15 protein-coding genes and 1 CRISPR repeat array are annotated in these 25,918 nt (G+C 74.2%); of the genes, 11 read left to right on the forward strand and 4 right to left on the reverse strand.

What is annotated here, in order from left to right; translation table 11 throughout:
• The first annotated feature begins 366 nt into the window (after positions 1 to 366).
• From ACWGL3_RS06620 to ACWGL3_RS06670, 11 genes are all read left to right on the forward strand, one after another.
• Positions 367 to 4,701 carry a ThuA domain-containing protein gene (locus ACWGL3_RS06620; protein ID WP_452460992.1) on the forward strand — a complete coding sequence of 1,445 codons (4,335 nt, stop codon included), beginning with the start codon at positions 367 to 369 and terminating at the stop codon, positions 4,699 to 4,701.
• Positions 4,702 to 4,880: 179 nt separating this feature from the next.
• The gene (locus tag ACWGL3_RS06625; protein WP_452460993.1) at positions 4,881 to 5,624 is read left to right on the forward strand and encodes a hypothetical protein; all 744 of its coding nucleotides are present in this window, start codon (positions 4,881 to 4,883) and stop codon (positions 5,622 to 5,624) included.
• A gap of 47 nt (positions 5,625 to 5,671) precedes the next feature.
• The gene (locus tag ACWGL3_RS06630) at positions 5,672 to 6,829 is read left to right on the forward strand and encodes an inositol-3-phosphate synthase (protein WP_267949787.1); all 1,158 of its coding nucleotides are present in this window, start codon (positions 5,672 to 5,674) and stop codon (positions 6,827 to 6,829) included.
• Positions 6,826 to 7,704: an SCO3242 family prenyltransferase gene (locus tag ACWGL3_RS06635; protein WP_267949786.1), complete on the forward strand. Its 879-nt coding sequence runs from the start codon at positions 6,826 to 6,828 to the stop codon at positions 7,702 to 7,704. Before ACWGL3_RS06630 ends, ACWGL3_RS06635 begins: the two co-directional genes overlap by 4 nt.
• A complete protein-coding gene (locus tag ACWGL3_RS06640) occupies positions 7,701 to 8,555 on the forward strand; it encodes a sugar phosphate isomerase/epimerase family protein (protein ID WP_452460994.1) in 855 nt (284 codons plus the stop codon). The genes ACWGL3_RS06635 and ACWGL3_RS06640 overlap by 4 nt, the downstream gene beginning before the upstream one ends.
• On the forward strand, positions 8,552 to 9,220 hold the full coding sequence (locus tag ACWGL3_RS06645; RefSeq protein WP_267949784.1) for an EboA domain-containing protein: 669 nt from the start codon (positions 8,552 to 8,554) through the stop codon (positions 9,218 to 9,220). The genes ACWGL3_RS06640 and ACWGL3_RS06645 overlap by 4 nt, the downstream gene beginning before the upstream one ends.
• The gene (locus ACWGL3_RS06650; protein ID WP_267949783.1) at positions 9,220 to 10,095 is read left to right on the forward strand and encodes a TatD family hydrolase; all 876 of its coding nucleotides are present in this window, start codon (positions 9,220 to 9,222) and stop codon (positions 10,093 to 10,095) included. Before ACWGL3_RS06645 ends, ACWGL3_RS06650 begins: the two co-directional genes overlap by 1 nt.
• On the forward strand, positions 10,092 to 11,258 hold the full coding sequence (gene eboE, locus ACWGL3_RS06655; RefSeq protein ID WP_452460995.1) for a metabolite traffic protein EboE: 1,167 nt from the start codon (positions 10,092 to 10,094) through the stop codon (positions 11,256 to 11,258). The genes ACWGL3_RS06650 and eboE overlap by 4 nt, the downstream gene beginning before the upstream one ends.
• A gap of 26 nt (positions 11,259 to 11,284) precedes the next feature.
• Complete coding sequence (locus tag ACWGL3_RS06660) at positions 11,285 to 12,688, forward strand: alkaline phosphatase family protein (RefSeq protein WP_452460996.1); 1,404 nt, start codon at positions 11,285 to 11,287, stop codon at positions 12,686 to 12,688.
• Between the two features lie 189 nt (positions 12,689 to 12,877).
• Complete coding sequence (locus ACWGL3_RS06665) at positions 12,878 to 13,036, forward strand: hypothetical protein (protein ID WP_267949780.1); 159 nt, start codon at positions 12,878 to 12,880, stop codon at positions 13,034 to 13,036.
• A gap of 852 nt (positions 13,037 to 13,888) precedes the next feature.
• A complete protein-coding gene (locus ACWGL3_RS06670) occupies positions 13,889 to 14,473 on the forward strand; it encodes a phosphotransferase (RefSeq protein ID WP_452460997.1) in 585 nt (194 codons plus the stop codon).
• Positions 14,474 to 14,514: 41 nt separating this feature from the next.
• A CRISPR array of direct repeats spans positions 14,515 to 14,788; the repeat unit is 29 nt; unit sequence CGGTCCATCCCCACATGCGTGGGGCTCAC.
• Positions 14,789 to 14,895: 107 nt separating this feature from the next.
• Here the strand turns inward: ACWGL3_RS06670 and ACWGL3_RS06675 are convergent.
• From ACWGL3_RS06675 to ACWGL3_RS06690, 4 genes are all read right to left on the reverse strand, one after another.
• Positions 14,896 to 15,111: a hypothetical protein gene (locus ACWGL3_RS06675; RefSeq protein WP_452460998.1), complete on the reverse strand. Its 216-nt coding sequence runs from the start codon at positions 15,109 to 15,111 to the stop codon at positions 14,896 to 14,898.
• 308 nt (positions 15,112 to 15,419) lie between these two features.
• On the reverse strand, positions 15,420 to 15,629 hold the full coding sequence (locus ACWGL3_RS06680) for an MbtH family protein (RefSeq protein ID WP_267949778.1): 210 nt from the start codon (positions 15,627 to 15,629) through the stop codon (positions 15,420 to 15,422).
• A 54-nt stretch (positions 15,630 to 15,683) separates the two neighbouring features.
• Positions 15,684 to 23,411 carry an amino acid adenylation domain-containing protein gene (locus ACWGL3_RS06685; RefSeq protein ID WP_452460999.1) on the reverse strand — a complete coding sequence of 2,576 codons (7,728 nt, stop codon included), beginning with the start codon at positions 23,409 to 23,411 and terminating at the stop codon, positions 15,684 to 15,686.
• 39 nt (positions 23,412 to 23,450) lie between these two features.
• Complete coding sequence (locus ACWGL3_RS06690; protein WP_452461000.1) at positions 23,451 to 24,815, reverse strand: serine hydrolase domain-containing protein; 1,365 nt, start codon at positions 24,813 to 24,815, stop codon at positions 23,451 to 23,453.
• Between the last annotated feature and the right edge of the window lie 1,103 nt (positions 24,816 to 25,918).

Here is a 25,918-nt window from a genome sequence, read left to right on the forward strand (position 1 = left end):
TCGGCATGGCCTTCACCGGTCACGAAGAGCTGTACCCCCTGCACCAAGCGGAGTCCGGCGGGGACCACCCGCCGGAACCCCCCTCCACGACGTGGACGGGGCGCCGGTGGACCGGGTCCCCGACGCCCGGCCACCGCGCCGCCCGACCACGACGAGGTCTGCGAGGAAAGGAGCCGGTATGGGCTGAGGCCGATGAGGCGGCACACCCCCGCTTCCCGCACCTGATAGCAGGAACTCCCCGTCAGCCCACCGGTCACAGCCACACGGCCCCCACCGGGCCGCGCGACCGCCGGGCCGCCCCTGCCGTCGGCGCCGGCACGCCGCACGGACTCATCGATTCGCTCCCACCCCCAGGTGAGGTTCCGTATGAAGAAGAGACCCCTGCTGACACTGGGCGCACTCGCGGTCGGCGTCACCATGGCGCTGACCGTGACCGCACCGGTCGCGCACGCGGACGAGACCGGCGAGGACGCGTTCTCCACGCTGATCTTCTCCAAGACCACCGGCTTCCGTCACGACTCGATCCCCCACGGCGTCGCGCTCGTCGAGGCGCTCGGCGAGGAGCACGGCTTCAGCACCGAGCACACCGAGGACTCCTCGGTGTTCAACGACGAGGACCTGGCCGCCTACGACGCGGTGATCTGGCTCTCCACCACGGGCGACGTGCTCGACGAGGACGAGCAGGCCGCCTTCGAGCGCTACGTCCAGGACGGGGGCGGCTTCGTCGGCGTCCACTCCGCCTCCGACACCCACTACGACTGGGAGTGGTACGGCGACCTCGTCGGCGGCTACTTCTCCAGCCACCCGCCGGGCACGCAGGACGCCCGGGTCGTGGTCAACGACAGGGTCCACCCCTCCACCGAGCACCTCCCGGCCAGCTGGGAACGCCACGACGAGTGGTACGACTTCGACCTGTCCCCCCGCGGCGACGTGCACGTCCTGGCCGGACTCGACGAGGACTCCTACGCGGACCAGGTCGATCCCGGGGGCCAGATGGGATGGGACCACCCGATCGCCTGGTGTCAGGCCTACGACGGCGGCAGGTCCTGGTACACCGGCGGCGGCCACACCGTCGAGTCCTACTCCGAGCCGGAATTCACCGAGCACCTGCTCGGCGGCCTGCGGTGGGCGGCCGGGGCCGCCGAGGGCGACTGCGGCGCCACGCAGTGGGACAACTTCGAGAAGGTCACCCTCGCGCAGGGCGAGGGCGCCGTGGGCGAGCCCATGGGCCTGGCGGTCCTGCCCGACGGCCGCGTCATGCACATCACCCGCGACGGCGAGGTGCGGCTGTGGTCCCCGGACACCTACACCACCGAGCTGATCGCCCAGGTGCCGGTGTACAACCACGACGAGGACGGGCTACAGGGCATCGCCCTGGATCCGGGCTTCGAGGAGAACGGGTGGGTGTACCTGTACTACGCGCCCGTGATCGAGGGCATCCCGCCGGGTGAGGCGCCCGCGGACGGCTCGCCGGAGGACTTCGAGCCCTACGAGGGCCACAACAACCTCTCCCGCTTCCAGTTCGCCGACGGGGACTCCCCCACCCTGGAGCTGGACAGCGAGCAGGTCCTGCTGGAGGTCGGGACCGACCGGGGCATGTGCTGCCACGTCGGCGGCCACATCGACTTCGACTCCGAGGGCAACCTCTACCTGGCCACCGGCGACGACACCAGCGCGTTCGGGTCGGACGGCTACACGCCGATCGACGAGCGCGAGTCGCGCAACCCCGCCTTCGACGCCCAGCGCAGTTCGGCCAACACCGCCGACCTGCGCGGCAAGCTGCTGCGGATCACGCCCACCGACGACGGCGGCTACGAGATCCCCGAGGGCAACCTCTTCCCGCCGGAGGAGTACAGCGGCGAGCAGACCCGGCCCGAGATCTACGCCATGGGCCTGCGCAACCCGTTCCGGTTCACGGTGGACGAGGAGGACGGCACCGTCTACCTGGGCGACTACGGGCCCGACGCCAACGAGCCCGACCCGGACCGGGGGCCGCAGAACACGGTCTCCTGGCACGCCATCTCCGAGCCCGCCAACATCGGCTGGCCCTACTGCATCGGTAACAACAGCGCGTTCGTCGACCACGACTTCGCGTCGGGGACCTCCGGGGAGGCGTTCGACTGCGCCGCTCCGGTCAACGACTCCCCGCGCAACACCGGGCTGGAGGAGCTTCCCCCGGTCACGCCCGCCTCGATCTGGTACAGCTACGAGGAGTCGGAGGAGTTCCCGCAGCTGGGCACGGGCGGCGGCGCCCCGATGGGCGGTCCGGCCTACCGGTTCGACCCCGAACTGGAGTCGGACACCAAGTGGCCCGAGTACTACGACGGCATCCCGCTGTTCTACGAGTGGGACCGCGACTGGATCAAGCAGGTGCACCTGGGCGACGACGGCGACGTCCTGGACATCACCGAGACCGTCCCCGACATCAGCCTGGCCAACCCCATGGACATGGAGTTCGGCCCGGACGGCTCCCTGTACGTGCTGGAGTACGGGTCCGGCTACTTCGGCGGGGCCGCGGACTCGGCGCTGTCGCGCATCGACTACACCGGCGGCGGGACCACCCCGGTCGCCGACATCAGCGCCTCCGCGACCTCGGGACCGGCCCCGCTGGAGGTGGAGTTCTCCGCGGAGGGCTCCCACCACCCCGGCGGCCTGCCCATGGAGTACGCGTGGTCGTTCGGCGACGGCGGGACCTCCGGCGAGGTCTCGCCCACCCACACCTTCGAGGAGGCGGGCCAGTACACGGTCGTGCTGACCGCGACCGACGCCGAGGGGCGCACCGGGACGGCCACCACGACCGTCACCGCGGGCAACACCGCGCCCGACGTCTCCTTCCGGACCCCGCAGGACGGCCAGTACTTCCACTGGGGCGACGAGATCCCCTTCACCGTGGACGTGGAGGACGCCGAGGACGGCTCGGTCGGCGCGGGCATCGACTGCGGCGACGTGGCGGTCACGGCCTCGCTCGGCCACGACCGGCACGCCCACCCGTGGACCCAGTACGACAGCTGCGAGGACGTCAGCCTCACCGAGGTCGACGGCGGCCACGGGCACGACATGAACATCTTCTGGGCGTTGCAGGCCGAGTACACCGACTCCGGCGGGGACGGGGCGCCCGCCCTCACCGGAAGCGACGGGATCACGCTCAAGCCCGCACGGACGCAGGCCCAGTACTTCACCGACAGCCAGGGGGTCCGGACCGAGCCCACCGAGGACGCCGAGGGCGGCCTGGTCAACGTCAGCCACATCGGCTACGGCGACTGGACCTCCTACGACACGACCAATCTGGTCGGGGTCGAGCAGATGGAGTTCCGGGTCGCCTCCGCGGGGGCGGGCGGAGCGATCGAGGCACGCATGAACGCTCCCGACGGTGAGCTGCTCGGCAGCGTCGACGTGCCCTCCACCGGCGGCTGGCAGGAGTGGACCGACGTGACCATGGACGTCGCCGACCCCGGCGAGACCTTCACGCTGTACCTGGTCTTCACCGGTGAGGACACCTCCGCCGAGGACAGCCTGTTCAACCTCAACTACTTCGAGGCGGTCCTGGACGGCCACGGGGGGCACGGCCCTCAGACCGAGCTGACCAGCCCGCAGGACGGCGCGGTCTTCGAGGAGGGCGAGGACGTCCCCCTCTCCGCCGAGGTCGCCGACCACTCCGGGTCCGGGGTCGAGAAGGTGGAGTTCCTCGTGGACGGCGAGGTCGTCGCCACGGTGGCCGAGGACCCCTACCAGGCAGTCTGGCAGGGGGCCGCCGAGGGCGAGTACGAGGTCAGCGCCGTGGCCACGGACGGCGACGGCAACACCGGCGCCTCCGGCACCGCCACCGTCACGGTCGAGGCGGGCGGCGCCGAGCCGCCGGAGTGCGCCCCGCCCGAGGCCGAGGACGGCTACACCCCCCTGTGGGACGGCGCGTCGCTCGACGGGTGGGCCATGGCGGGCCCGGGCGGCTTCGGTGTCGTCGACGACGGCGACGGCTGCGCCCTGGAGACCCGGGGCGGCATGGGGCTGCTCCGGCACGAGACGGAGTGGGAGTCCTACCGGCTGAAGCTGGACTTCCTCGCCTCCGAGGAGTCGGACAACTCCGGTGTCTTCGTCGGCTTCCCCGACCCCGGGGACGACCCCTGGGTCGCCGTCGAGGAGGGCTACGAGATCCAGATCGACGGCTACGGCGCGCCCGACGGCGACCCGGTCCACCGGACCGGTGCCGTCTACGGCTTCCAGGCGGCCGACTCCCACCCCGCGCGGGTCGGCGAGTGGAACGAGATGGAGATCGAGGTGGCCGACCCGGTGATCCGCGTGTGGATCAACGGGGAGCTGGTGAACGAGTTCGAGAGCACCGACCCGGCACGTGACCTGTCCTCGGGCCACATCGGGTTGCAGAACCACGGCGAGGCCGACCGGGTGCTCTTCCGCGACGTCCTGGTCCAGGAACTGGACGCGGTCGAACCGGTCACGTTCGCCGAGGTCCACGAGCGCATCGACGCCCTGGAGGACGACGGCGCGCTGACCAGGTCCGAGGCGCGCCGGCTGATCCCCCAGCTGGAGCTGGCCGAGCACCACCTGAACGTCGGCCGTAACGGGCAGGCCGCACACGCCCTGAACCGGTTCGTCGAGGTGGCCGAGGCGGTCGCCGACGGCGCCGCCAGGGAGGAGCTGCTGGAGCTGGCCGACAGGCTGCGTCCCCTCATCGACGACGAGTGACGGGACGCCTCCGGCGGACGCCGCCCCCTCCCCCGGGGGACGGGCGTCCGCCGAAGGCCCCCTGACCACGGCGGGGCCGGTTCCGGCCGGCCCCGCCACCCCCGCGGTGGCGCCCCGACGGCGAGAACCACGACGTCGCGGCGCCGGGCCCACACGTACGACGAGAAGAAGGTGCCACGGTGTCCGCCAAGAAGGACCGCTCCTCCCCCGACACGCACCGCGAGGCGGCCGAGGCCCCCTCGCCCAAGCTCACCTGGGGGCTGACCGCCGGATCCGTCCTGGTGGTCGCCGCCCTGGTCGCCGTCCTCGTCCTCTCCTTCACCGGGGACGACCGCACCGGCCCCGACCCGGCGCGCGTCGCCGAGCTCCAGGCCTCCGCGCAGGAGCGCGACCGCGCACAGGTCGATCAGCTCGTCGAGCGCGCCGGAGCCGCGCACGAGGTGCTGGTGCCCGTGGTGGAGAGCCTGGACGCGGCCGTCCCGCCCGACGGTTCCACCCCCGTCGGGGACGCCCCCGACGACGGGGAGATCGACTCCTGGCTGACCACCGTCCACGACGCGGCCGGGCACTTCGAGGACGCCCCCTCCGGGAACACCGGCCACAACGTCGCGTACGCGGGGCTGTCCAACGCCGTGGACCTGCTGGGCTCCGCGGTCGTGGCCTACTCCAACGCGGAGCGCGCGCAGGACGCGCAGCAGGCGGAGCTGCTGGAGCTGGCCGGGGACCTGCGCACCCAGGCGGTCCGCGGCTGGTCGGTGGCGGCCACCCAGCTGGACATGGTCAGTGTGGAGTCCGGCCACGGCCACGTCCACCTGTACCTGCCCGCGGCGCCCGGCAGCGGCGCGCTCGGCCCCGACGGCGCACAGCCCGGCGAGGGCGGCGGCGCGCCCGGGGAGGGCGACGGCGACAGCGGCGACCGGTGACCACACCGTTCCCGGAACGCTCGAAGGCACGGAGAAGGGAGCATGCGTTGACGCGAGTCGGAGTATGGCTGATCGGGGCACGGGGGTCGGTGGCGACCACCGCCGTCCTGGGGGCCCTCGCGGTGCGGTCCGGCGCCGCCGGGCGGACGGGGTGCGTGACCGAGCGGCCCGAATTCGCCGGGGCGCGCCTGCCCGGGATCGGTGACCTGGTCTTCGGCGGCCACGACGTGTCCGAGACCGGCCTGCGCGAGAGCGCCGAGCGGCTGGCCGGTGCGGGGGTGCTGCCCGCCCACCTGCCGCCGGCCCTCGCCGACGGGTTGGACCGGACCGAGCGCGGTCTGCGCCGGGGCCTGGACGACGTCTCCGGCGGCGTCCGGCGCGGGGACGTGGACCGCCTGGAGGCGGACCTGCGGGAGTTCTCCGAGCGGGAGGCGCTCGAACGCGTCGTGGTGGTGGACCTGTCCAGCACCGAGCCCCGGCCCGGCGCGTACGCCGAACACACCGACGCCGACGCGCTGGAGGCGGCCCTGGACACCGGGACCGCGCGGATCCCGGCCAGCTCCGCGTACGCGTACGCGGCCCTGCGCGCGGGCTGCGCGTTCGTGGAGTTCACGCCCAACACCGGACCCCGGCTGCCCGCCCTGGCGCGGCTCGCCGACCGCTCGGGCGTGCCGTGGGCCGGCTCCGACGGCAAGACCGGGGAGACCCTGGTCAAGAGCGCGCTCGCGCCGATGTTCGCCGCCCGGGCGCTGCACGTGCGCTCGTGGTCGTCGGTCAACCTGCTCGGCGGCGGCGACGGCGCCACCCTGGCCGACCCGGCCAACGCCGAGAGCAAGCTCGCGTCCAAGGCCCGGGGGCTGGAGCACATGCTCGGGCACGGGCCGGACGGGCCCCTGCACATCGACTACGTCCCCGACCTGGGGGACGCCAAGGTCGCTTGGGACCACGTCTCGTTCGAGGGGTTCCTGGGGGCGCGGATGTCCCTGCAGTTCACCTGGTCGGGCTACGACTCCGCGCTGGCGGCGCCCCTGGTGCTGGACCTGGCGCGGCTGGCCGCCCACGCCCACCGGCAGGGCCGGAGCGGCCCCCTGCCGGAGCTGGCGTTCTTCTTCAAGGACCCCGTGGGCACCCGTGAACACGGCCTCGCCGAACAGTGGCGGGCCCTGACGTCCTGGTGCGCGGCACCGGCGGAGGAGGCCGAATGAGAGCACGCGACCTGGCGAGGCTGGTACGCCTGCCCGCGGCGCTGAGCGTTCCCGGAGACACCCTGGCCGGCGCCGCGGCGGCGGGGGGCCTGCGCGGACCCGGGGCCTGGGCGCTGCCCGCGGCCTCGGTCTGCCTGTACTGGGCGGGCATGGCCCTCAACGACTACGCGGACCGGGAGGTGGACGCGGTCGAGCGCCCCGAACGCCCCATCCCCTCCGGGGCCGTGCTCCCCGGCGAGGCCCTGGCCGTCGCCTCGGGGCTGACCGTCACGGGCGTGGGCCTGGCCGCGGCGGCGGGCGGACGCCGGGCCGCGGGGGTGGCCACGGCCCTGGCCGCCACCGTGTGGGGCTACGACCTCCTCCTCAAGCAGACCCCGCTGGCCCCGCTGGGCATGGCGGCGGCCCGGGGGCTGGACGTGCTGCTGGGCGCGGGTGCGCGTCCCGCCGACGCGGCCGGGCCCGCGCTGGCGCTGGCCGTCCACACGCTCGGGGTGACCGCCCTGAGCCGGGGCGAGGTGCACGGGACACGGCCCGCCGTCGCGGCGGGGTCGCTGCTGTGCACCCTGGCCGCCGCCGCGCTCGCCGCCGCGCCCGCCCGGCCCGCCCGCAGGCGTGCGGCGGGCGGTACCCCGGAGAGGGCCCTGGCGGGTGCGCTCGCGGGGCTCTTCGCGGTGAGGGTGGGCTCAGCCCAGGTCAGAGCGCTGGTCGAGCCCGAGGCGCACAACGCCCGCTCGGCGACGGGTGAGGGGATCCGGGGCATGATCCCGCTCCAGGCGGCCCTGCTGGCCGGGCACGGCGCGCCGGGCACCGCGTGCGCGCTCGTCCTCGGCGCGCCCGTGGCGGCGCGGGCGTCCGAGGCGGTGTCGTTCACTTGAGGTTCGGATACGGCACCAACGGCTTCCGGGACCACCGGCTGGACGACGCGCTCGCCCTCCTCGCCGACCTCGGCTACGAGGGGGTGGGGCTGACGCTGGACCACCCGCACCTGGACCCCTTCGCCCCGGACGCCTTCGCGCGCACGGCCCGGATCGGCCGGCGGCTGTCCGAGCTGGGCCTGGCGGTGGTCGTGGAGACCGGCGCCCGCTACCTGATGGACCCGCGCCGCAAGCACGAACCCACCCTGGTCTCCGACGAGGGCGCCGAACGGCGTGTGGACCTGCTGTGCCGCGCCGTGCGCATCGCCGAGGACCTGGGGGCCGAGGCCGTCTCCTTCTGGTCGGGCGTCCTGCCCGCGGGGGTGGACCGGGCGCAGGGCTGGTCGCGGCTGACCTCGGGCGTGGAACGGGTCCTGGCCGCCGCCGACGACCACGGTGTGGACTGCGCGTTCGAGCCCGAGCCCGGCATGTTCGCCGAACGGGTGGCCGACGCGCTGGAGCTGCGCGGCAGGCTCGGCAACCCGCCGCGCCTGCGGCTGACCGTCGACGTCGGGCACGGCGTGTGCAACGAACCGGACGGCCCCGAGGGCGCCGTCCGGCGCGCCGGGGCCCTGATCGCCAACGTCCAGCTGGACGACATGCGGCCGAACGTCCACGAGCACCTGGAGTTCGGCGACGGGGAGATCGACCTGCCCGGCGTCCTGGGAGCCCTGGAGGCGGTCGGCTACCGGGGCCTGGCGTCGGTGGAGCTGCCCCGACACGGGCACGCCGCCCCCGTGGTGGCCGAGCGGTCGATCCGCGCGCTCTCCCTGGCGCTGGCCGCCTCCCGGGCCCGGAGGGCGGAGGTGTGAGCGGGCGGTACGCCTTCCTGGGCACGGCCGAGGCGCGCGAGGCCCTCGCCTCCCGGGTCGCACAGGTACGGGAGCGGCCCGCCCTGATCGCCGTGCTCTTCCCCGCTGCTGCCCGGAGCGTGGCGCGGGGGCCGGGCCCGTCCGGCGACCCCGACGGGGTGGCCGGGCCGACCCTGGAGGACATGGTGCGCGTGGAGCTGCTGGCCGCGCTGGCCGGGGCCCTGGCCCCGCCGGAGCTCGCCCAGGAGGTCCGCGACCTGTACCACCACGGTGACGCGGGTGAGCGGCGCGCCGTCCTGCGGGGCCTGGACGTGCTCGACACCGGCCGGGAGGAGCTGGCCGGCGCGGCGCGCGAACTGCTGGCCGACGCGATGCGCACCAACGACACCCGGCTGATCGCGGCGGCGGCCTCCAGCGCGGCGACGGCCCTGCTCGACGCGGACTCCTGGCGCCAGGGCGTCCTCAAGTGCCTGTTCACCGGGGTGCCGCTGGGGTCGGCGGCCGGGGTGCCCGAGCGGGCCGACGCCGAGCTGGCGCGCATGTGCGCCGACCACGCCGAGGAGCGGGCGCTGGCGGGCCGGGAGGTCCCCGCCGACGTCCACCTCGTGCTGCGCCACTTCCCCGACCAGGCAGCCCGTCTGGACACCCGACGAACGGAGGCGTGATGCGTATCTTCGACCCGCACATCCACATGACCTCACGGACCACCGACGACTACGAGGCGATGCACGCCGCAGGGGTTCGCGCCCTGGTGGAGCCGGCGTTCTGGCTGGGCCAGCCCCGGACCGGGGTGAGCTCCTTCCGCGACTACTTCGACGGCCTCGTGGGCTGGGAGCGCTTCCGGGCCGAGCGGTTCGGGATCCGCCACCACTGCGCGATCGCGCTCAACCCGAAGGAGGCCAACGACCCCCGCCTGCACGGGGTGCTGGACCTCCTCCCCCGCTACCTGGCCAAGGACGGCGTCGTGGCGGTCGGGGAGGTGGGCTTCGACTCCCGGACCTCGGAGGAGGAGAAGGCCTTCCGCCACCAACTGGAGCTGGCCGCAGAGTTCGGGCTGCCCGTCCTGGTGCACACCCCGCACCGCGACAAGGTGGCCGGGACCCGCCGCACCCTGCAACTGGTCGCCGAGTCCGGCATCCCGGCCGAGCGGGTGCTCGTGGACCACCTCAACGAGGCCACCGTGGCGATGGTGCACGATTCGGGGTGCACGCTGGGCTTCTCCATCTACCCCGACACCAAGATGAGCCCGGAGCGCATGGTCCGCGTCCTGTCCGAGTGGGGTCCGGAACGGATGGTGGTCAACTCGGCCGCCGACTGGGGCCGCAGCGACCCGCTCGCCACCCTGCGCACCGGCGAGGCCATGCTCGCCGCGGGCTTCACCGACCGGGACGTCGAACGCGTCCTGTGGGACAACCCCGTCGAGTTCTACGGACGCAGCGGTCGCCTGCTGCTGGACGACGTGCCCGGGGCCGACCGCACCGCGACCTACTCCGGCAACTCCGTCCTTCGCGGCGAGCGTGCGGACGGGGGTGCCGCGTGAGGCTGCGCCACCCCGACGGCACGGTCGTCCACCTCGCCTACTGCACCAACGTGCACCCGGCCGAGGACCTGGACGGCGTCCTGCGCCAGATCCGCGTCCACGGCGGCGGCGTGCGCGAGGCCCTGGGCGCGGACCGGCTCGGCCTGGGGCTGTGGCTGCCCGCCCCGCTGGCCCGGGAGCTGGCGGCGGATCCGGGGCTGACCGACCGGCTGCGCGCGGAGCTGGCGTCCGCGGGGCTGGAGACGGTGACCCTCAACGCCTTTCCCTACACCGGGTTCCACGCGCCCGTGGTCAAGCACGCCGTGTACCGCCCCGACTGGACCGACCGGGCCAGGCTGGACTACACGGTGGACTGCGCCCGGGTGCTGGCACGGCTGCTCCCCGACGACGCCGCACGGGGCAGCGTCTCCACCCTCCCCCTGGCCTGGCGCACACCGTGGGACCCCGGACGCCTCGCCACCGCCCGCGCGCACCTGGACGAGCTCTCCGCGGCGCTGGAGGACCTGGCGCGGCGGGAGCGCCCGGTACGGGTGGGGCTGGAACCCGAGCCCGGGTGCGTCGTCGAGTCCACCCGTGACGCGGCCCGGCTCCTGGCGGACCCGCCGCCGCACCTGGGCGTGTGCCTGGACACCTGCCACCTCGCGACGGCCTTCGAGGAACCGGGGGCGGCCCTGGACAGGCTCTCCGCCGCGGGCCTGCCCGTGGTCAAGGCCCAGGCGTCGGCGGCGGTGGAGGTCCCCGACCCCGCCGACCCGGCCGCCCGCGAGGCCCTCGCCGCCTTCACCGAGGACCGCTTCCTGCACCAGACGCGCGTCCGCGGCGAGGACGGGGCGCGGGAGGGCCGCGACGACCTGCACGAGGCCCTGGGCGGCGCCGACCCCCTGCCCGGGGACGCGCCCTGGCGCACCCACTTCCACGTGCCCCTGCACGCCCCTGCCGCCGCCCCGCTGCGCGGGACCACCGACCACCTCACCGACACCCTGCGCCGCCTCCTGGGCCCCGGCGGCGCGCGCACCGACCACGTGGAGGTGGAGACCTACACCTGGTCGGTGCTGCCCGAGGCGTCGCGCCCCACCGACGGAAAGGGGCTCACCGAGGGCATCGCGGCCGAGGTGGCCTGGGCCCGCGACCGCATGACCGACCTCGGCCTGACCGTCCTCTGACCCCCGCGAGACGAAGGGACACCCGCATGCCGACGGAGGAACCGCGCCTGCTCGTCGTCAACGCGGTCGGGCTCACGCCCCGGCTGCTGCGACACGCGCCCCGACTGCGCGCCATGGCCGAGAAGGGCTGGCAGGCCCCGCTGGAGACCGTCCTGCCCGCCGTCACCTGCACCGTCCAGTCCACGTTCCTGACCGGCCTGACCCCGGCCGGGCACGGCGCCGTCGGCAACGGCTGGTACTTCCGGGACCTGGGCGAGGTGTACCTGTGGCGCCAGCACAACCGCCTGGTCCGGGGCGAGAAGGTGTGGGAGACCGCCCGGCGCCGCCGGCCGGGTTTTCGCACCGCGAACGTGTGCTGGTGGTACGCCATGGGCGCCACCACCGACTGGACCGTCACCCCCAGGCCGGTCTACCACGCCGACGGGCGCAAGTCCCCCGACTGCTACACCCGTCCCCCCGCCCTCCACGACGAGCTGACCGCGGAGCTGGGACCCTTCCCGCTCTTCCACTACTGGGGGCCGACCGCGTCGATCCGCTCCACCGAGTGGATCGTGGCCGCGACCCGCAGACTGATGCCGCGGGCCGACCTGACCCTGTGCTACGTCCCCCACCTGGACTACGACCTGCAGCGGTACGGCCCCGGCTCGGAGCAGGCCCGTCGGGCGGTGGGCGACCTGGACGCGGCCCTGGCGCCCCTGTTGGACGACGCCGAGCGCTCGGGCGCCGCCGTGATGGTCCTCAGCGAGTACGGCATCACCCCCGCGGACAGGCCGGTGCACGTCAACCGGGTGCTGCGGGAGGCCGGACTGCTGGAGGTCCACACCCAGCACGGGATGGAGTACCTGGACCCGTGGGAGTCGCGCGCCTTCGCGGTGGCCGACCACCAGTGCGCCCACGTGTACGTCCGCGACCCCGGCGACGTGTCCGCGGTCGCCGGCCTCCTCGCCGGGGTGGAGGGGGTGGACCTCGTCCTGGACCGCGACGGGCAGGCGGAGCACGGGCTGGACCACGAGCGCTCGGGCGAGCTCGTCCTCGTGGCCGACCCGGGCGCCTGGTTCACCTACTACTACTGGCTGCACGACGGGGCGGCGCCGGACTTCGCGCGGGGCGTGGACATCCACCGCAAGCCGGGCTACGACCCGGCCGAGCTCTTCCTCGATCCCGGGGACCCGTTCGTCAAAGCGCGCGCGGCGGCCAACCTCGTGCGCAAGAAGGCCGGTCTGCGCTACGCCATGAACGTGGTCCCGCTCGACCCGGGCTGTGTGCGCGGCACCCACGGGCGCGCGCACGAGGACCCCGACGACGGCCCCCTGGTGCTGTGCACCGATCCCGGCTTCGCCCGGGAACGCGTCGCGGCCACCGAGGTCCGCGACCTCATACTCGGTCTCGCCGGTGTGCCGGCACCGGCGGGACCGTCCACCCTCCCCTGACCCCCGACCGCCGACGGCCACGGGGTCCGGCCTCCGGCTTCGTGGGCGGTGTCGGCGGCTCCGAGCGCCCGGCCCTGCCGCTCGGCCACGGTGGTCTCCCCATGCGGGGGGACCACCGGCCGGGCTGCCTCCGCCGGTGGACGCGGGGAAGTGGCCGGACATGTCCGTTCCCGGGTCTAGGGTTGGCGCATGACCGAATCGCAGGACATCCAGGCCCAGGCACGCGAAGCACTCCTCAAGAAGATCGTGGAGCTCGCTCCCGTGTCCGAGGAGGCCGAAGACGTGAAGGACCTCGCCGAGGCCTACGCGCTGATCGTCAGCACCGACGAGGAGCACGCGGGGCACTAGGGCGGACCACTGCCCTTCGGGCGCCGACGACTCGTCGTCGGCGCCTTCGTCGTCCCCGGGGTCGTGACCGCCGACGAGAACGGCCGCGGCCGGAGGCTCGTCCTTGAGCAGGTCGGATTCCTCGTCCACCCGGGACGGTCCGTCCCTACGTGCGTAGGGCTCACAAGAGCACGCCAAGAACCGCGGCCGGGATGGGCGTCTCCGCCACCGTCGCCCCTCCCCTTGGTTCACTGCGACCTCGTGTCCGCACGATGTCGAAGAGCAGGGGGGACAACAGGCAGAGATCGTGATCGCTCCCGTGCGGGAGGCCCTGGTGGGAAGCGGTCCTCTCGGTGAGGCCGACGAGGCAGGATTGGAGCTCTGGGCCTCCGCCCCCTGCACGGCGGCAAGTTCGTCCACCTGGTGAACGAACGCCTCGCGCACCACATTCGCGAGGGCGCGTCACCTGCTGAAGCGGCCCTCTTGGTGACAGCGTCGGCTCCCGGTCTGACCGGGGTGCTGATCAGCTCATCGAGTGCACGGCACTGGGCGAGCGCAGCGAAGGTAGTGGGCGGCCCGCTCCTGTCGAGACCCGACTGAAGGACATCAGTGACCTCCTCCTTTCCCGACAAAACGCCTGACCTGGAACAGGCGTGGCATCACGCGGTCGCGGCCCTGGACCTGGCCGCGCCGCCTGACCTCCCGCTGCACCACGGGGTGGGAGGCCGGACCCTGAGCGGCCCCGTCATTCGCGTCGACGGGGAGCCAGCGTGGTTGCGTGTGGAATCTGCAACGAAGGCGGGAGGTCGGATGTGGGAAGGCAACCGCCTTGCCGAGAAGGCCCTCCCCCCGCACATTCGCCGACCTCGTCTGATGGCCGACTACTCGTGGGGACAGGAACCGGTGTTCCAGGCCCTGCTGTTCTCCCGTGTCGACACACCTCCCGTGTCAGCGACACCGGATCTCCAAATGCCGCTCACCATCGGCTCCAGGTGGTGGAGGGATCTGCGCACCATGCTCCACCGGCTGCGGCAGGTGCCCGCGCCACAAGGCCGACGGTCCCACACCCCGGGGTTCATCGAGCGCATCCCCCACCACCTGCCCGAGGTCGCTCAGGCCGGGGTGGACCTGACCGTCCGAAACTGGGTCACCTCCCACGCAGACCTGCACTGGGCCAACGTGACCCGCGATCCGCTCGCTCTCCTCGACTGGGAGGGTTGGGGGGCGGCACCGGCCGGATACGACGCCGCTGTCCTTCACGCCTACAGCCTCGCCGTCCCCGAGACGGCCGCGAAGGTCCGTGAGGTCTTCGCTGACGTGCTCGACAACCAGGACGGGCGACTGGCACACCTGGTGATCTGCGCCGAGATCGTCCAGGCCGCCGAGCGGGACCCCCTCCACGCGCGCCTCGCTCCTTACGCGCGCCGCTTCGCGAGCGAGGTATTGACTCCGCAGTAGTCGCACACCGCAGGGCCTCGCTCGGCAATCCGGGTGAGGCCCGGTCCATCCCCACATGCGTGGGGCTCACAACCCCCGAGGGGGCGTTGAGTGACACGGTGACGGTCCATCCCCACATGCGTGGGGCTCACCTGTCGCGTGTACCCCGTGGCCTCAGCGATGTCCGGTCCATCCCCACATGCGTGGGGCTCACGGCCTCCAGCCGGGCAATGCGGTCCAGATCAGCGGTCCATCCCCACATGCGTGGGGCTCACGGGCCTCGGCTTGGGGGAGCCGGGGCCCTCATCGGTCCATCCCCACATGCGTGGGGCTCACACTTAACGACCTGCAACAACGCGGGACGTTATCTCCGCGAGTCCTACTGGCCAGTCAAGAAAATGGCCGGCCTCGGCTCCCACCAGGATCGGCGGCACGCCGAACAACTAGCAGATGAGCGCTTCCGCGACGGTGCGCAGGTCCGGGAACTCCGACTTCTCGCGGGCGAGCCCGAGGACCTTGACGTCCATATCCTGCCGCAGCACCGCCGGTCCGCCGCGGCGACCACTGCCGAACTTCTGCTTCCACTCGGTGATGAGCCGGTCGGCAACTTCCTCGTCGAGCTCCTGCTGGACGGATATCTCTCGCGCGCCCCGTTTCATCGGCCCTCGGAGAACGAGCTGCCCATCTCGTAGACATCTCCTGTCACTCCAGGCGGTCCGAGGCACTTGGGCAAGCGTGACGAACAGGCCCTGCCCCGCAGGGGTCCGTCCGCGTCTTCTCCACAGGGCGGGCTTGGAGTCCCCGCGGCGGGACGCGCGGAACGCGGCTCCCCCCGGCCCCCCCCCCCGGCCCCGGGCCCCCGGGCCCCCGCCGGGGGCCCCCCACCGCCCCGCCGCAGCGCCCCGCCCCCCCCGGGGCGGCTCCCGGGGACACGTCCCGGTCACCGGTTCCGCGCGTCCCGGCGCGGTCAGCCCTCCTGCGCGGCGATCAGGCTCGCCGGACGCAGGTCGGTCCACTCGCGCTCCACGTACTCCAGCGCCTCGGCCCGGGAGGTCTCGCCCTGGGCCACCCGCCACCCCCGGGGCACCTCGGCGAAGGCGGGCCACAGGGAGTGCTGTCCCTCGTCGTTGACCAGCACCAGGAAACGGCCGTCCTCGTCGTCGAAGGGGTTGCTCACGTCGATCGCTCTCCTTTGTCGTCGTGGGTCTCGCGCGCCGTTCGCGCGACACCGTCAGCGCGCGCGGCGGTCCCGCGCGCGTCCGCGTCCGGCCTCGCGCACGAGTGCGCGCAACCGCTCGGCGTACTCGTCGGCCAGGGCCCGGACCGTCTCGGTCCGGTGCCGGTGGACCGAGTAGGTCCAGGAGAGCTCCAGTCGCTCCCCGACCACCGCGCCGGTCACGTCGAACAGGCTGGTGCGCTCCTCGTCCGGGGCGTGGTCGCACGGCGGCAGGGGCAGCGGACGGCCCACCGGCCCCTCACCCCGGTCGCCGAAGCGCCCCAGGTAGTTGAAGGTCACCGGCGGCTCGGGCATCGCGACCAGTGCCGCGGGGGCCCGCCGCCCGGCCAGCTCCCGCAGCGCCCCGAAGCCGATCCCGTCCGGGGCGGCCCGACGCCGCCCGCGCGCGACGGCGATCGCCCCGGCGGTGTCGGCGTCCGCGGGGACCTCCAACAGCACCGGGTGGATCGCGGTGAACCAGCCCACCGTGCGGGACAGGTCCACGTCGTCGAACAGGTCCTCGCGCCCGTGCCCCTCCTTGGCCACCAGCAGGCGGGGGGAGCCGCTCCAGCCGGTCAGCACCTTCGCCAGCGCGCCGAGCAGGACGTCGTCGATGCTGCTGCGCAGGTTGCCGGGCACCCGGCGCAGCAGGACCGCGGTCTCCTCGGCCGACAGGGAGGCCGTGAGGACCCGCTCCGAGGCCACGTCGTTGGGTCCGGAGTCCGACTCCACGGGAAGGAGCGCGTCCGCGGCCCGGGCCGCCAGGTCGGACCAGTGGTCGGCGTCCCCGTCGAAGGACCCCTGGGCGGTGTGCTCCCCGAGCCGGCGGGCCCACTCCGGGAAGGGCGTGGTGGGCGCGCCCAGGTCCACCTTCTCGCCCCGGTCCAGTTGTCCGTAGGCGGTGGCCAGGTCCTCCAGCAACACCCGCCAGGACACGGCGTCGACCACCAGGTGGTGCGCCGACAGCAACACCCGCGGGGCCCGGCGGGGACCGGCGTCGAACACCACGGCCTCGAACAGCGGCCCCCGTGCGAGGCGTTCGGGGTGGCGTGCGCGCAGCGCCTCGCGCTCCACCGCCCGCTCCAGCTCCTCGCCGCCCACCCGCACCACCCGGGCACGGTGGGGCGTGTCGGCGTCCAGGTGCCCGTGCGGGCCGTCCCCGGCGTCGACGACCCTCAGGCGCAGCATGTCGTGGTGGGCGGGCAGGCTGTCGGCGGCCCGCGCCCACAGGTCGGGATCGGTGCCCTCGGCGACCTCGAACAGCAGCGACATGTCGAAGTGCTCGGGGCGGCGGGTACGGGTGCGGAAGAACCAGCGGTCCACGGGGGTGGGCGGGACGGGGCCGGTGACCGGGGTCCGCGCGCCGGCGCCGCCGGCGGTCCCGCTCCGGTCGGCCGCGGCGGCCAGGCCGGCGACCGTCTGGTGCAGGAAGGCGTCGCGGGTGGTGACGTTCCACCCCGCCTCGCGCACGCGCGAGACCAGCTGGATGCTCAGGATCGAGTCGCCGCCCAGGGCGAAGAAGTTGTCGTGGCGGCCCACGTCCGCCACGTGCAGCAGCTCCGACCAGATCCGCGCCAGCGCCTGCTCGGTGGCGCCGCGCGGTGCCGTGCCCTCCCGCGCCCGCTCGGCGGGCTCGTCCGGTTCGGGCAGCGCCGCCCGGTCCACCTTGCCGTTGGCGTTGAGGGGGATGGCCCGCAGGGGCACCACGGCCCCCGGGACCATGTAGTCGGGCAGGGTCTCGCGCAACCGCTCGCGCACGTCCGGCAGGTCCGTCCTCCCCCCCTCCCGGGGAACCACGTAGGCGACCAGACCGCGCGCCCCCGAGGCGGCGCGACGGACCTGGACGGTGGCCTGCTCCACGTCGGGCAGACGCAGCAGGGCCGCCTCCACCTCACCCGGCTCGATGCGGAACCCGCGCAGTTTGACCTGGGAGTCGGCGCGACCGGTGTACTCCAGCTCCCCGGAGTTGTTCCAGCGGACCAGGTCGCCGGTGCGGTAGAGCCGACCGCCGTCGCCGAAGGGGTCGGCCACGTACCGTTCGGCGGTCGGGGCCGGTCGGCCGTGGTAGCCGCGCGTGACCCGCCCGCCCACGTACAGCTCGCCGATCGCGCCCACCGGCACCGGCCGCAGGCGCTCGTCCAGCACGTGCAGCCGCGTGCCGTCCAGGGGACGGCCGATCGGCACCGGGTCGGGGGTGGAGCCCTCGCGGGGCAGCGCGTGGTGGGCGGCGAAGGTGGTGGTCTCGGTGGGTCCGTACCCGTTGGCCACCGTCGTGTCCGGGCAGGCGCGCCGCACCAGTTCCACCGCGTGCGGGCTCGCCGCCTCGCCACCGGTGACGACCTGCTCCATCCCCGCGAAGCAGGAGGGGTCCTGGGCGGCGTAGAGGTTGAACAGCGCCGCGGTGACGAAGGTGGCGCTGACCCCGTGCCCGGAGACCAGCGCGGCGAAGCCGTCCGCGTCCAGCCGGCCCGGCGGGGCCACCACGACGGTGCCGCCGGTCAGCAGGGCCGCCCAGATCTCGTAGGTGGCGGCGTCGAAGGCGTGCGAGGAGTGGAAGAGCGTGCGCCGGGCGTGCCCGCCCGACCAGCGCCGGTCCGCCGCCAGGCGCACCACGTCGGTGTGGGTCACCGCCACGCCCTTGGGCGTCCCGGTGGAACCCGAGGTGTACATGACGTAGGCGAGCTGGTCGGGGTGGGCCCGGTCCAGACCCTCGACGGGGGCGCCGGCGTCCGGCACGGGGTCGAGGGCGTCGACCGGCACCGCCGGGACCGCGGAGGGCGCCCGGGAGGCGCAGGCCGCGTCGGTGACCACGCACGGGGCCCCGGTCCCGGAGACCAGGAGGCGCACCCGTTCGGCGGGGTCGTCGGGGTGCACGGGGACGTAGGCGCCCCCGGCGCGCAGCACGGCGAGCATCGCGGTGACCACGTGCGGACCCCGCTCCAGGAGCAGGGGCACGGGGGTCTCGGGCCCCACCCCCAGCGAGCGCAGCCGTCCGGCCAGGGCCGCCGAGGCCCGGTCGAGTTCGGCGTAGGTCATCGCCACGCCGGGTCCCGCCAGGGCGGGTGCGTCGGGCAGGGCGCGCACCCGCTCGCCGAACACCGCGGGCACCGACGCCGGCGGGCGCCCGGGGGCGCCCGTGCTCCAGGAGCGCAGGGCCTCGGCCTCGTCCGGCGCGGGTGCGGGGTCCAGCTCCCGCACGGGCGCCTGCGGGGCACGGGAGAGCAGGTCCAGGGTGGCGGCCAGGTGGTGGGCGATCCGGTCGGCCGTGCGGGCGTCGAACAGGTCGGTGTCGTACTCCACCGCGCCCAGCAGCCGCCCGTCCTCCTCGGCGAACTCCACCGTCAGGTCGAACTGGGTGTGCCGGTGGGCGACGGCGTGGGGGCGCGCGTCGAGGCCGTCCGCCTTCCAGGGGGCGCCCGGTGTGTTCCGCAGCGTCACCAGGGCCTGGACCAGGGTGGGGCGGGAGGGGTCGCGCTCCTGCCCGGTCGCGTCCACGACCGTGTCGAAGGGGACCTCGCCGTGCTCGAACGCGGCCAGGACGGTCGCGCGCACGTGGGCCAGCAGCGCGGAGGCGGACGCGTCGGGGTCCACCCGCAGGCGCAGGGCCACGGTGTCGACGAAGAACCCCACCACGTTCTCCAGGTCGGCGCCGTCGCGTCCGGAGGTCACCGTGCCCATCACCACGTCGTGCCGGCCGCTGTGGCGCGCGAGCGTCAGTGCGGTGGCCGCGACCAGCACCATGAACAGCGTCAGGCCGTGGTCGGACTCCAGCTCGCGCACGCGCCCGCGCACCCGTGCGGGGACCTCGAAGGAGCGCGCGGCGCCGCGGCCGCGCCGTTGGGCGGGCCGGGGCCGGTCGGTCGGCAGCTCCAGGGGCTCGACCCCTGCCAGGTGGTCGCGCCAGTACCGCAGGTGTTCCCCGAAGGCCCCCGAGCGCGCCCGTTCCTCCTGCCACACGGCCACGTCGGTGGAGCGCAGGAGCACCGGCTCCAGACCCGCGGCCCCGGGCAGTTCCCCGGCCGGGACGTGGGGCCGTTCCCGGGCGGCCCGGTAGAGCTCTCCCAGTTCCCCGACGAGCACCGACATGGACCAGGCGTCGGTGACGATGTGGTGCATCGTGATCGCCAGGACGTTGTCGTCCTCGTCCACGCGGACCAGTACCGCCCGGGTCAGGGGGCCGCGGGCCAGGTCGAAGGGCCGGGAGGCGAACTCCTCCAGCAGCGCGTCCAGCCGTTCCTCGCGCCCGCCCCCGGGTGCGCCGCCCAGCTCGACGGCGGCCAGGGGCAGGCCGGTGGCGTCGAGCACGACCTGGCAGGGCGCGCCGTCCCGGGAGGGGAAGACCGTGCGCAGCGCCTCGTGGCGCGCGGCCAGGGCGTCCAGGGCGCGCTCCAGCGCCGGGACGTCCAACGCGCCGGACAGGCGCAGCGCGCCGCCGGAGTTGTACCCGGCCCCTCCCGGCGAGTACTGGTCCAGGAACCACATCCGGCGCTGCGCGGCGGACAGGGGCGCCGGCCCCTCGTGCTCCACGCGCACGGGTGCGGAGCGGTGCTCGCCGGGGCCCTCGTAGAGCTCGGCCAGCGCGGCGACGGTGGGCCGCTCGAACAGCGCCCGCAGCGGGGGGCGGGCGCCGAGCCGGTCGGCGGCGCGGGCGAGCATGCGCACCCCGCTGACGGAGTCGCCGCCCACGCGGAAGAAGTCGTCGTGCACGCCGACGCGCTCCAGGCCGAGCAGGGAGCACCACACCGCGGCCAGCTCCCGCTCCGCGGTGGTGCGCGGGGCCGTGTACCCGTTCCCGGAGCGCCCGGTCCAGTCCACGGCGGGCAGCGCGCGCCGGTCGGTCTTGCCGTTGGCGGTCATCGGGATGTCGTCCAGGACGACGAAAGCCGCCGGGACCAGGTAGGAGGGCAGCGACCGGGCGGCCCGCTCCAGGGCCTCGGGGCTCGTGGCGCACCCGGGGGCGGGGACGGCGTAGGCGACCAGACGGCGCGAGGCGCCGGTGCCGTCGGCCACCACCACGGCCCGTTCCACCTCGGGAAGGCGGGTGAGCACGTGCTCGACCTCGCCCGGTTCGACGCGGTGGCCGCGGATCTTGACCTGGTCGTCGGTGCGGCCCAGGAACTCCAGCCGTCCGCCGCGGCGCACGACCAGGTCGCCGGAGCGGTACATGCGTCCGCCCTCGGCGTCCGGGTCGGCGACGAAGCGTTCCGCGGTGGTGCCGGGCAGCCCGAGGTAACCGTGGGCCAGCCCGTCGCCGCTGATGTAGAGCTCGCCGGGGACGCCGTCGGGCACCGGGCGCAGCCACCGGTCCAGGATCCGGACACGGGTGCCCGCCACCGGGGCGCCCAGGGCGGGGGCGCCCGCCCCCGAGAGCGGGGCGCTGATGGTGGTGCACACGGTGGACTCGGTGGGCCCGTAGCCGTTGTACACGGCCCGGTCGTCGCAGAAGCGGGCGATCTGCTCGCCGGGGCAGGCCTCGCCCGCCACGAGCAGGTGTTCCACCGGTCCCAGTTCCTCGGGGGACAGGCCGGGCAGGAGCGCCGGGGGCAGCGTCACGTGGGTGACGCGGTGCTCGCGCAGGGCACGGGGCAGTCCCTCGCCCATCAGGGAGGGGCGTGGCAGCAGTACCGCCGCGGCCCCGTTGAGCAGTGCCACCGTCATCTCGGCGACGGCCGCGTCGAAGCTGGGGGAGGCGAACTGGAGCACCCGGCATCCGGGGCCCACACGCATGCGCTCGCCCTGGGTGGCGGCCAGGGCGGCCAGGCCGCGGTGCGCCACCAGCACGCCCTTGGGCCTGCCGGTGGAGCCGGAGGTGTGGATGAGGTAGGCGGGGTCCTCGGGGTGCAGCGCCTCGCGCAGCGGCTCCGCCCGGGCCACGGCGGGGTCCGCCGCGTCCAGCGTCGGGAGGCCCGCGGGCAGCCGGGGGGCGGACGCGGCGTCGACGATCACGGCGCGCGGCGCGGCGTCCTCCAGGACGGTGGCCAACCGCTCGGTCGGATACTCCGGGTCCAGGGGCACGTAGACCGCTCCCGCGTACACCGCGCCCAGCAGCGCCTCGCCCAGGGCCGTGCCCCGCTCCACGCACACCCCGACGCGGTCGCCCCGCCGCACGCCCAGCTCCCGCAGGCGACGGGCCGTGCGCGCGGCCCGGTCGTCGGCCTCGGCGAAGGAGACGGTGCGGTCCGCGTCGACCAGCGCGGGGTCCACGGGGCGCAGTCGGGCCTGCTCCGCGAACAGGTCGGGCAGGGGCCGCGGGCGCGGGCCGGGCGCCCCGGTCCAGGCGCGTTCCGATTCCTGTGTCCGCTCGCGGTCCGTCAGGGGCAGGGCCCGCAGGGGGCGGGGGTCCTCGGCGCCCTCCAGCACCCGCACCAGGTCCGCGACCAGGCGCTCCACGGTGGAACGGTCGAACAGGGCGGTGTCGAACTCGGCCGACCCCGCGACACCGTCGGGACCGGGGCGGAACTCCAGGGTCAGGTCGAAGACCGACTGGCCGCGCCGCACCTGCACCGGTTCCGCGTCCAGGTCGCCCAGGCCCGCCTCCCCGGAGGTCCGGGCGCTCTGGAAGACCACCGCGGCCTGCACCAGCGGCGGCACCGCGGGGTCGCGTTCGGTCAGGACGGCGTCCACGACCGTGTCGAAGGGGACCTCGCCGTGGTCGAGGTCGGCGAGGAACCCGGCACGCGTCCGGTCGAGCAGTTCCGCGAAGGACAGCTCCTCGTCCACCTGTTGGCGCACGGCCAGGGTGTTGACGAAGAAGCCCGTCATCCGGTGCAGCCGCCGGTCCTCGCGCCCGGAGGTGACGGTGCCCAGCACCACGTCGGGGTTGCGGCTCCAGCGGGCGGCGGTCACCTGGGCCGCGGTCAGCAGCACCGTGGACAGGTGGGCGCCGCGTCCGGAGGCCAGGCGTTCCAGGCGTTCCACCAGCGGAGCGGGCAGGGAGAAGGGCAGGGTGTCGCCCGCGCCGTCGCGCACGGCCGGCCGCGGCCGGTCGGTGGGCAGCTCCAGCACGGGGGGGTCGGCGAGTCTGCGGCGCCAGTGGTCCAGCGAGCGGGTCAGGGCGGCCCCGTCCAGGCGCGAGCGCTGCCAGGAGGCGTAGTCGGCGTACTGGGCGGGCAGCGGGTCCAGGTCGGCGGCCAGGGCGTCCGGCGCGCGGCCGGGGTCGGCGGTGGCGGCGCGGTAGAGGGTGTCCAGCTCGCCGCGCAGCAGGTCCAGGGACCAGCCGTCGGTGACGATGTGGTGCAGGCACAGCACCAGCACGTGGCTGTCGGGTCCCTCCACCAGGAGCCGGCTCCGCAGCAGGGGGCCGCGCTCCAGGTCGAAGGGCAGGGCGTACTCCTGGGCCGCCCTCTCGGCGGACTCCTCGCGTCCCCCGGTCGCGGTCGTGGGGAGGTCCACCTCGTAGGGGGCGCCGACGACCTGCCGCCCCTCGCCGTCCACCTCGGTGAAGGTGGTGCGCAGGGACTCGTGCCGGTGCACCAGCGCGGTCAGGGAGCGTCGCAGCGCCCCGGCGTCCAGGTCCCCGGTCAGTCTCAGGACCAGGGCGGAGTTGTAGTCGGTGCGCCCCGGCCGCATCTGGTCCAGGACCCAGAGCCGCTGCTGGGCGAAGGACAGCGCGACCGGGCGGTCACGGGGGACGCGGGGGATGTCCTGGCCGCTCCCGTCACGCGCGCGCAGGCGGCGCAGGACCTCCTCGCGGGCCCTGGCGCGGTCGAGCTCGGAAGTGTGGTCAACGGGGGCGTCGCTCATGGTCGCTGTGCCGGTCCTCGTGTGCGCAGGGGTGGTGGATCAGGCGTTGGGGCCCACGGCGAGCCCGCTCAGACGCAGGGTGCGCCCGTTGTACTGCAGGGCCGTGGCACGTCCGGGGGCGGCGGGGTCGGTGAGGAAGCGTCCGCTGAGGGCGATCCCGCCGTGGCGCTCGGAGACCACCCGGAAGGCTCCGCCCGGCCCGGTGGTCAGCTCGCCCTCGAAGCCGTTGGACATGACCAGCCGGTGGCCGCCGCGGTCGTGGACGACCTCGGCGCTCAGGCCGCCGTTGCCGTAGCGCCCGGTGACCCGGTCGGGGGCGGTCGCGGTGGCGGCGGCGCCCTCGGCCGCGGCGTCGGGCTGGCGGTAGTGGCCCACGTCCACCCCCAGCTCGCGCAGACCGCGGACCAGGTGCTCCCAGGTGGTCACACCGGTGGTGGAGTTGGTGGTCAGGGCGACCACCGTCCCGCCCTCGGGGTCCACGCGCAGGTTGCAGGTGGCCCCGTCCAGGGTCCCGTCGTGGCCGTACCACAGGCGGTCGCCCGCCAGGTGCAGGGACCAGCCGGCGCCCCAGCCGTCGGCCAGGCCGAAGGGGTCGGCCACGCTCACCGAGCGGCCCATCTCTCCCAGCACCTCCGGGGAGGCGACCTCGCCGTCCAGGGCCGCGTGCCCGGGGTCGAGGAAGGCCCTGCCGAAGGCCGCCAGGGTGGCGGCGCTCGCGGCCAGTCCCCCGGCCGGGGCGAGGGCGGGCTCGATGTGGAAGCCCACCGGGTGGGCCCGGCCCGCGCCGTCGACGGCGTGACCGGTGACCAGACCGGGGGCGGGGGGCCGCGGCGCCGGGACCGGCGCCAGTTCCATGCCGGTGGACCAGCACAGGTGCGACTCCACGGTCTCCCACCAGTCCTGTCCGGTGACGGCCTCCACGAGCCGGCCCGCCACGGCGTAGCCGGTGTTGGAGTAGGAGAACACCGTCCCCGGCGGCGCGATGCGGTCCTCGGGGGTCAGCGAGGAGACGTAACGGCGCAGGGAGGTGGCGGGGGCGTCCGCGGGCCGCTCCGAGACCAGGCCGGCGGTGTGGCTGAGCAGTTGGCGGGCGGTGACCCCCCGCAGCGGGTGGTCGGGCGCGCCGCCCCCCAGGTGGTGCAGCACGGGGGCGTCGAGGTCGACGTCGCCGTCCTCCACCAGTTGCATGACCAGGGCGGCGGTGACGGGCTTGGTCACCGAGCCCAGGGGGAAGAGGGAGGCGTCTTCCACGGGACGCCCCGTCGCGGAGTCCTCCACGCCGGTGACACAGGTGTGCAGCTCCCCGCGGTGGTAGACCGCGAGTTGGGCTCCGGGGACGCCGGTCCGGCGGGCGGACCGCAGGAGCAGGTCGGACAGGGCCTCGCGCACGATGGTTCTCCTCATGGAGCTCGGAGGGCACCCGAAAGGCCGGCGCTCGGGACGGGAGCAGCCGGTCGCTTCGGTGGGGACAGGGCGGTTCGCCGCACCTGTCACGGATACTCACATATCGCTTCGAACCTTGGCAAGGGATTCGGATATGCCGTGAACCAGGTGAGGGGGAATGCGGTCGGGCGTACGCGGAGATTTCCGTGGTGTGAAGGCATTGCGCCCTCATCGGCGGTCGTCAGGTTTTTTCGTATGCTCCCCGGTTTTAGCAGGGCGTTCACCTCGCGGCCGTGGGAGCGACCCTCGGAGGGGGTGCATCACGTGCCGTTCCGGACACCGCTCGGGAACACCGGTGGTTTACCCGTGACCCTGTGGTGCTTCTCACTCGTTTGCGCTGCTGGAAGGGCGTGGGAGGGGAAAAGATGTTCCGGTTCGCACACCTGCTCCACGATCGTCGGAACGGATGCCTCCCTCCTCACGCGGGAACGGAAAGTTCGTCCAAACCACAAAAAAAGGCCATTTGCGGCGAAACGCCTGCGCTGACCCGGGCGCTGTGCTATGGGCTGAACATGGGCCCTGACCACTGGTTATGGCGGGATCGCATCGCCCCCGGGAGGGAGGGGCGGCAGTGGGGGTCCGCGGCGCGGGAGGGGGCGCCCCTCGGTGGAGTGCGCGCCGGTTCCCGCCTCGTGGACGGGGGCGATAGGGGCGAGAGGCGCACCTCGTAGCCGCATCCGGTCAAACATTGAATTCTGATTACTCTAGGTGTTTGAACGACTCCGGAATGTGTTCGCGTTTCGTGGTCGTGCGTGCCTCTCACACATGGGAGGTCTTTGTTCTTGGCCTTTATAGAATATAATATATTTTGCGTTGTTTTGTCTGATTTGTGGCGTTAAGTATTGCATGTGGCGCAAGTTGTTCCGAGTGTGATTTTCAGCCCGTGGAGGGAATTTCAGGACGAAGATGATTTTGGTAAAGTGCCCGGTTGGATAAGGCGATGTGGCACGCTCTGTTGTCGTACGGCGGCCATGGGGGGAATGGCGGATCGATCGGCGTCCGCCGACCCCGCCGGACGGCCACGCCGTCGCGGCGACGGATCACGGCCCCCCGCACCCGTCCGC

Source organism: Nocardiopsis sp. NPDC055824, from assembly GCF_053616335.1.

Bases quoted from the DNA above. Each gene is read 5' to 3' on its own strand.
- ACWGL3_RS06620 (WP_452460992.1), top strand. From the start codon at position 367: ATGAAGAAGAGACCCCTGCTGACACTGGGCGCACTCGCGGTCGGCGTC.
- ACWGL3_RS06635 (WP_267949786.1), top strand. From the start codon at position 6,826: ATGAGAGCACGCGACCTGGCGAGGCTGGTACGCCTGCCCGCGGCGCTG.
- ACWGL3_RS06650 (WP_267949783.1), top strand. From the start codon at position 9,220: ATGCGTATCTTCGACCCGCACATCCACATGACCTCACGGACCACCGAC.
- ACWGL3_RS06660 (WP_452460996.1), top strand. From the start codon at position 11,285: ATGCCGACGGAGGAACCGCGCCTGCTCGTCGTCAACGCGGTCGGGCTC.
- ACWGL3_RS06665 (WP_267949780.1), top strand. From the start codon at position 12,878: ATGACCGAATCGCAGGACATCCAGGCCCAGGCACGCGAAGCACTCCTC.
- ACWGL3_RS06670 (WP_452460997.1), top strand. From the start codon at position 13,889: ATGGCCGACTACTCGTGGGGACAGGAACCGGTGTTCCAGGCCCTGCTG.
- ACWGL3_RS06675 (WP_452460998.1), bottom strand. From the start codon at position 15,111: ATGAAACGGGGCGCGCGAGAGATATCCGTCCAGCAGGAGCTCGACGAG.
- ACWGL3_RS06685 (WP_452460999.1), bottom strand. From the start codon at position 23,411: ATGAGCGACGCCCCCGTTGACCACACTTCCGAGCTCGACCGCGCCAGG.
- ACWGL3_RS06690 (WP_452461000.1), bottom strand. From the start codon at position 24,815: ATGAGGAGAACCATCGTGCGCGAGGCCCTGTCCGACCTGCTCCTGCGG.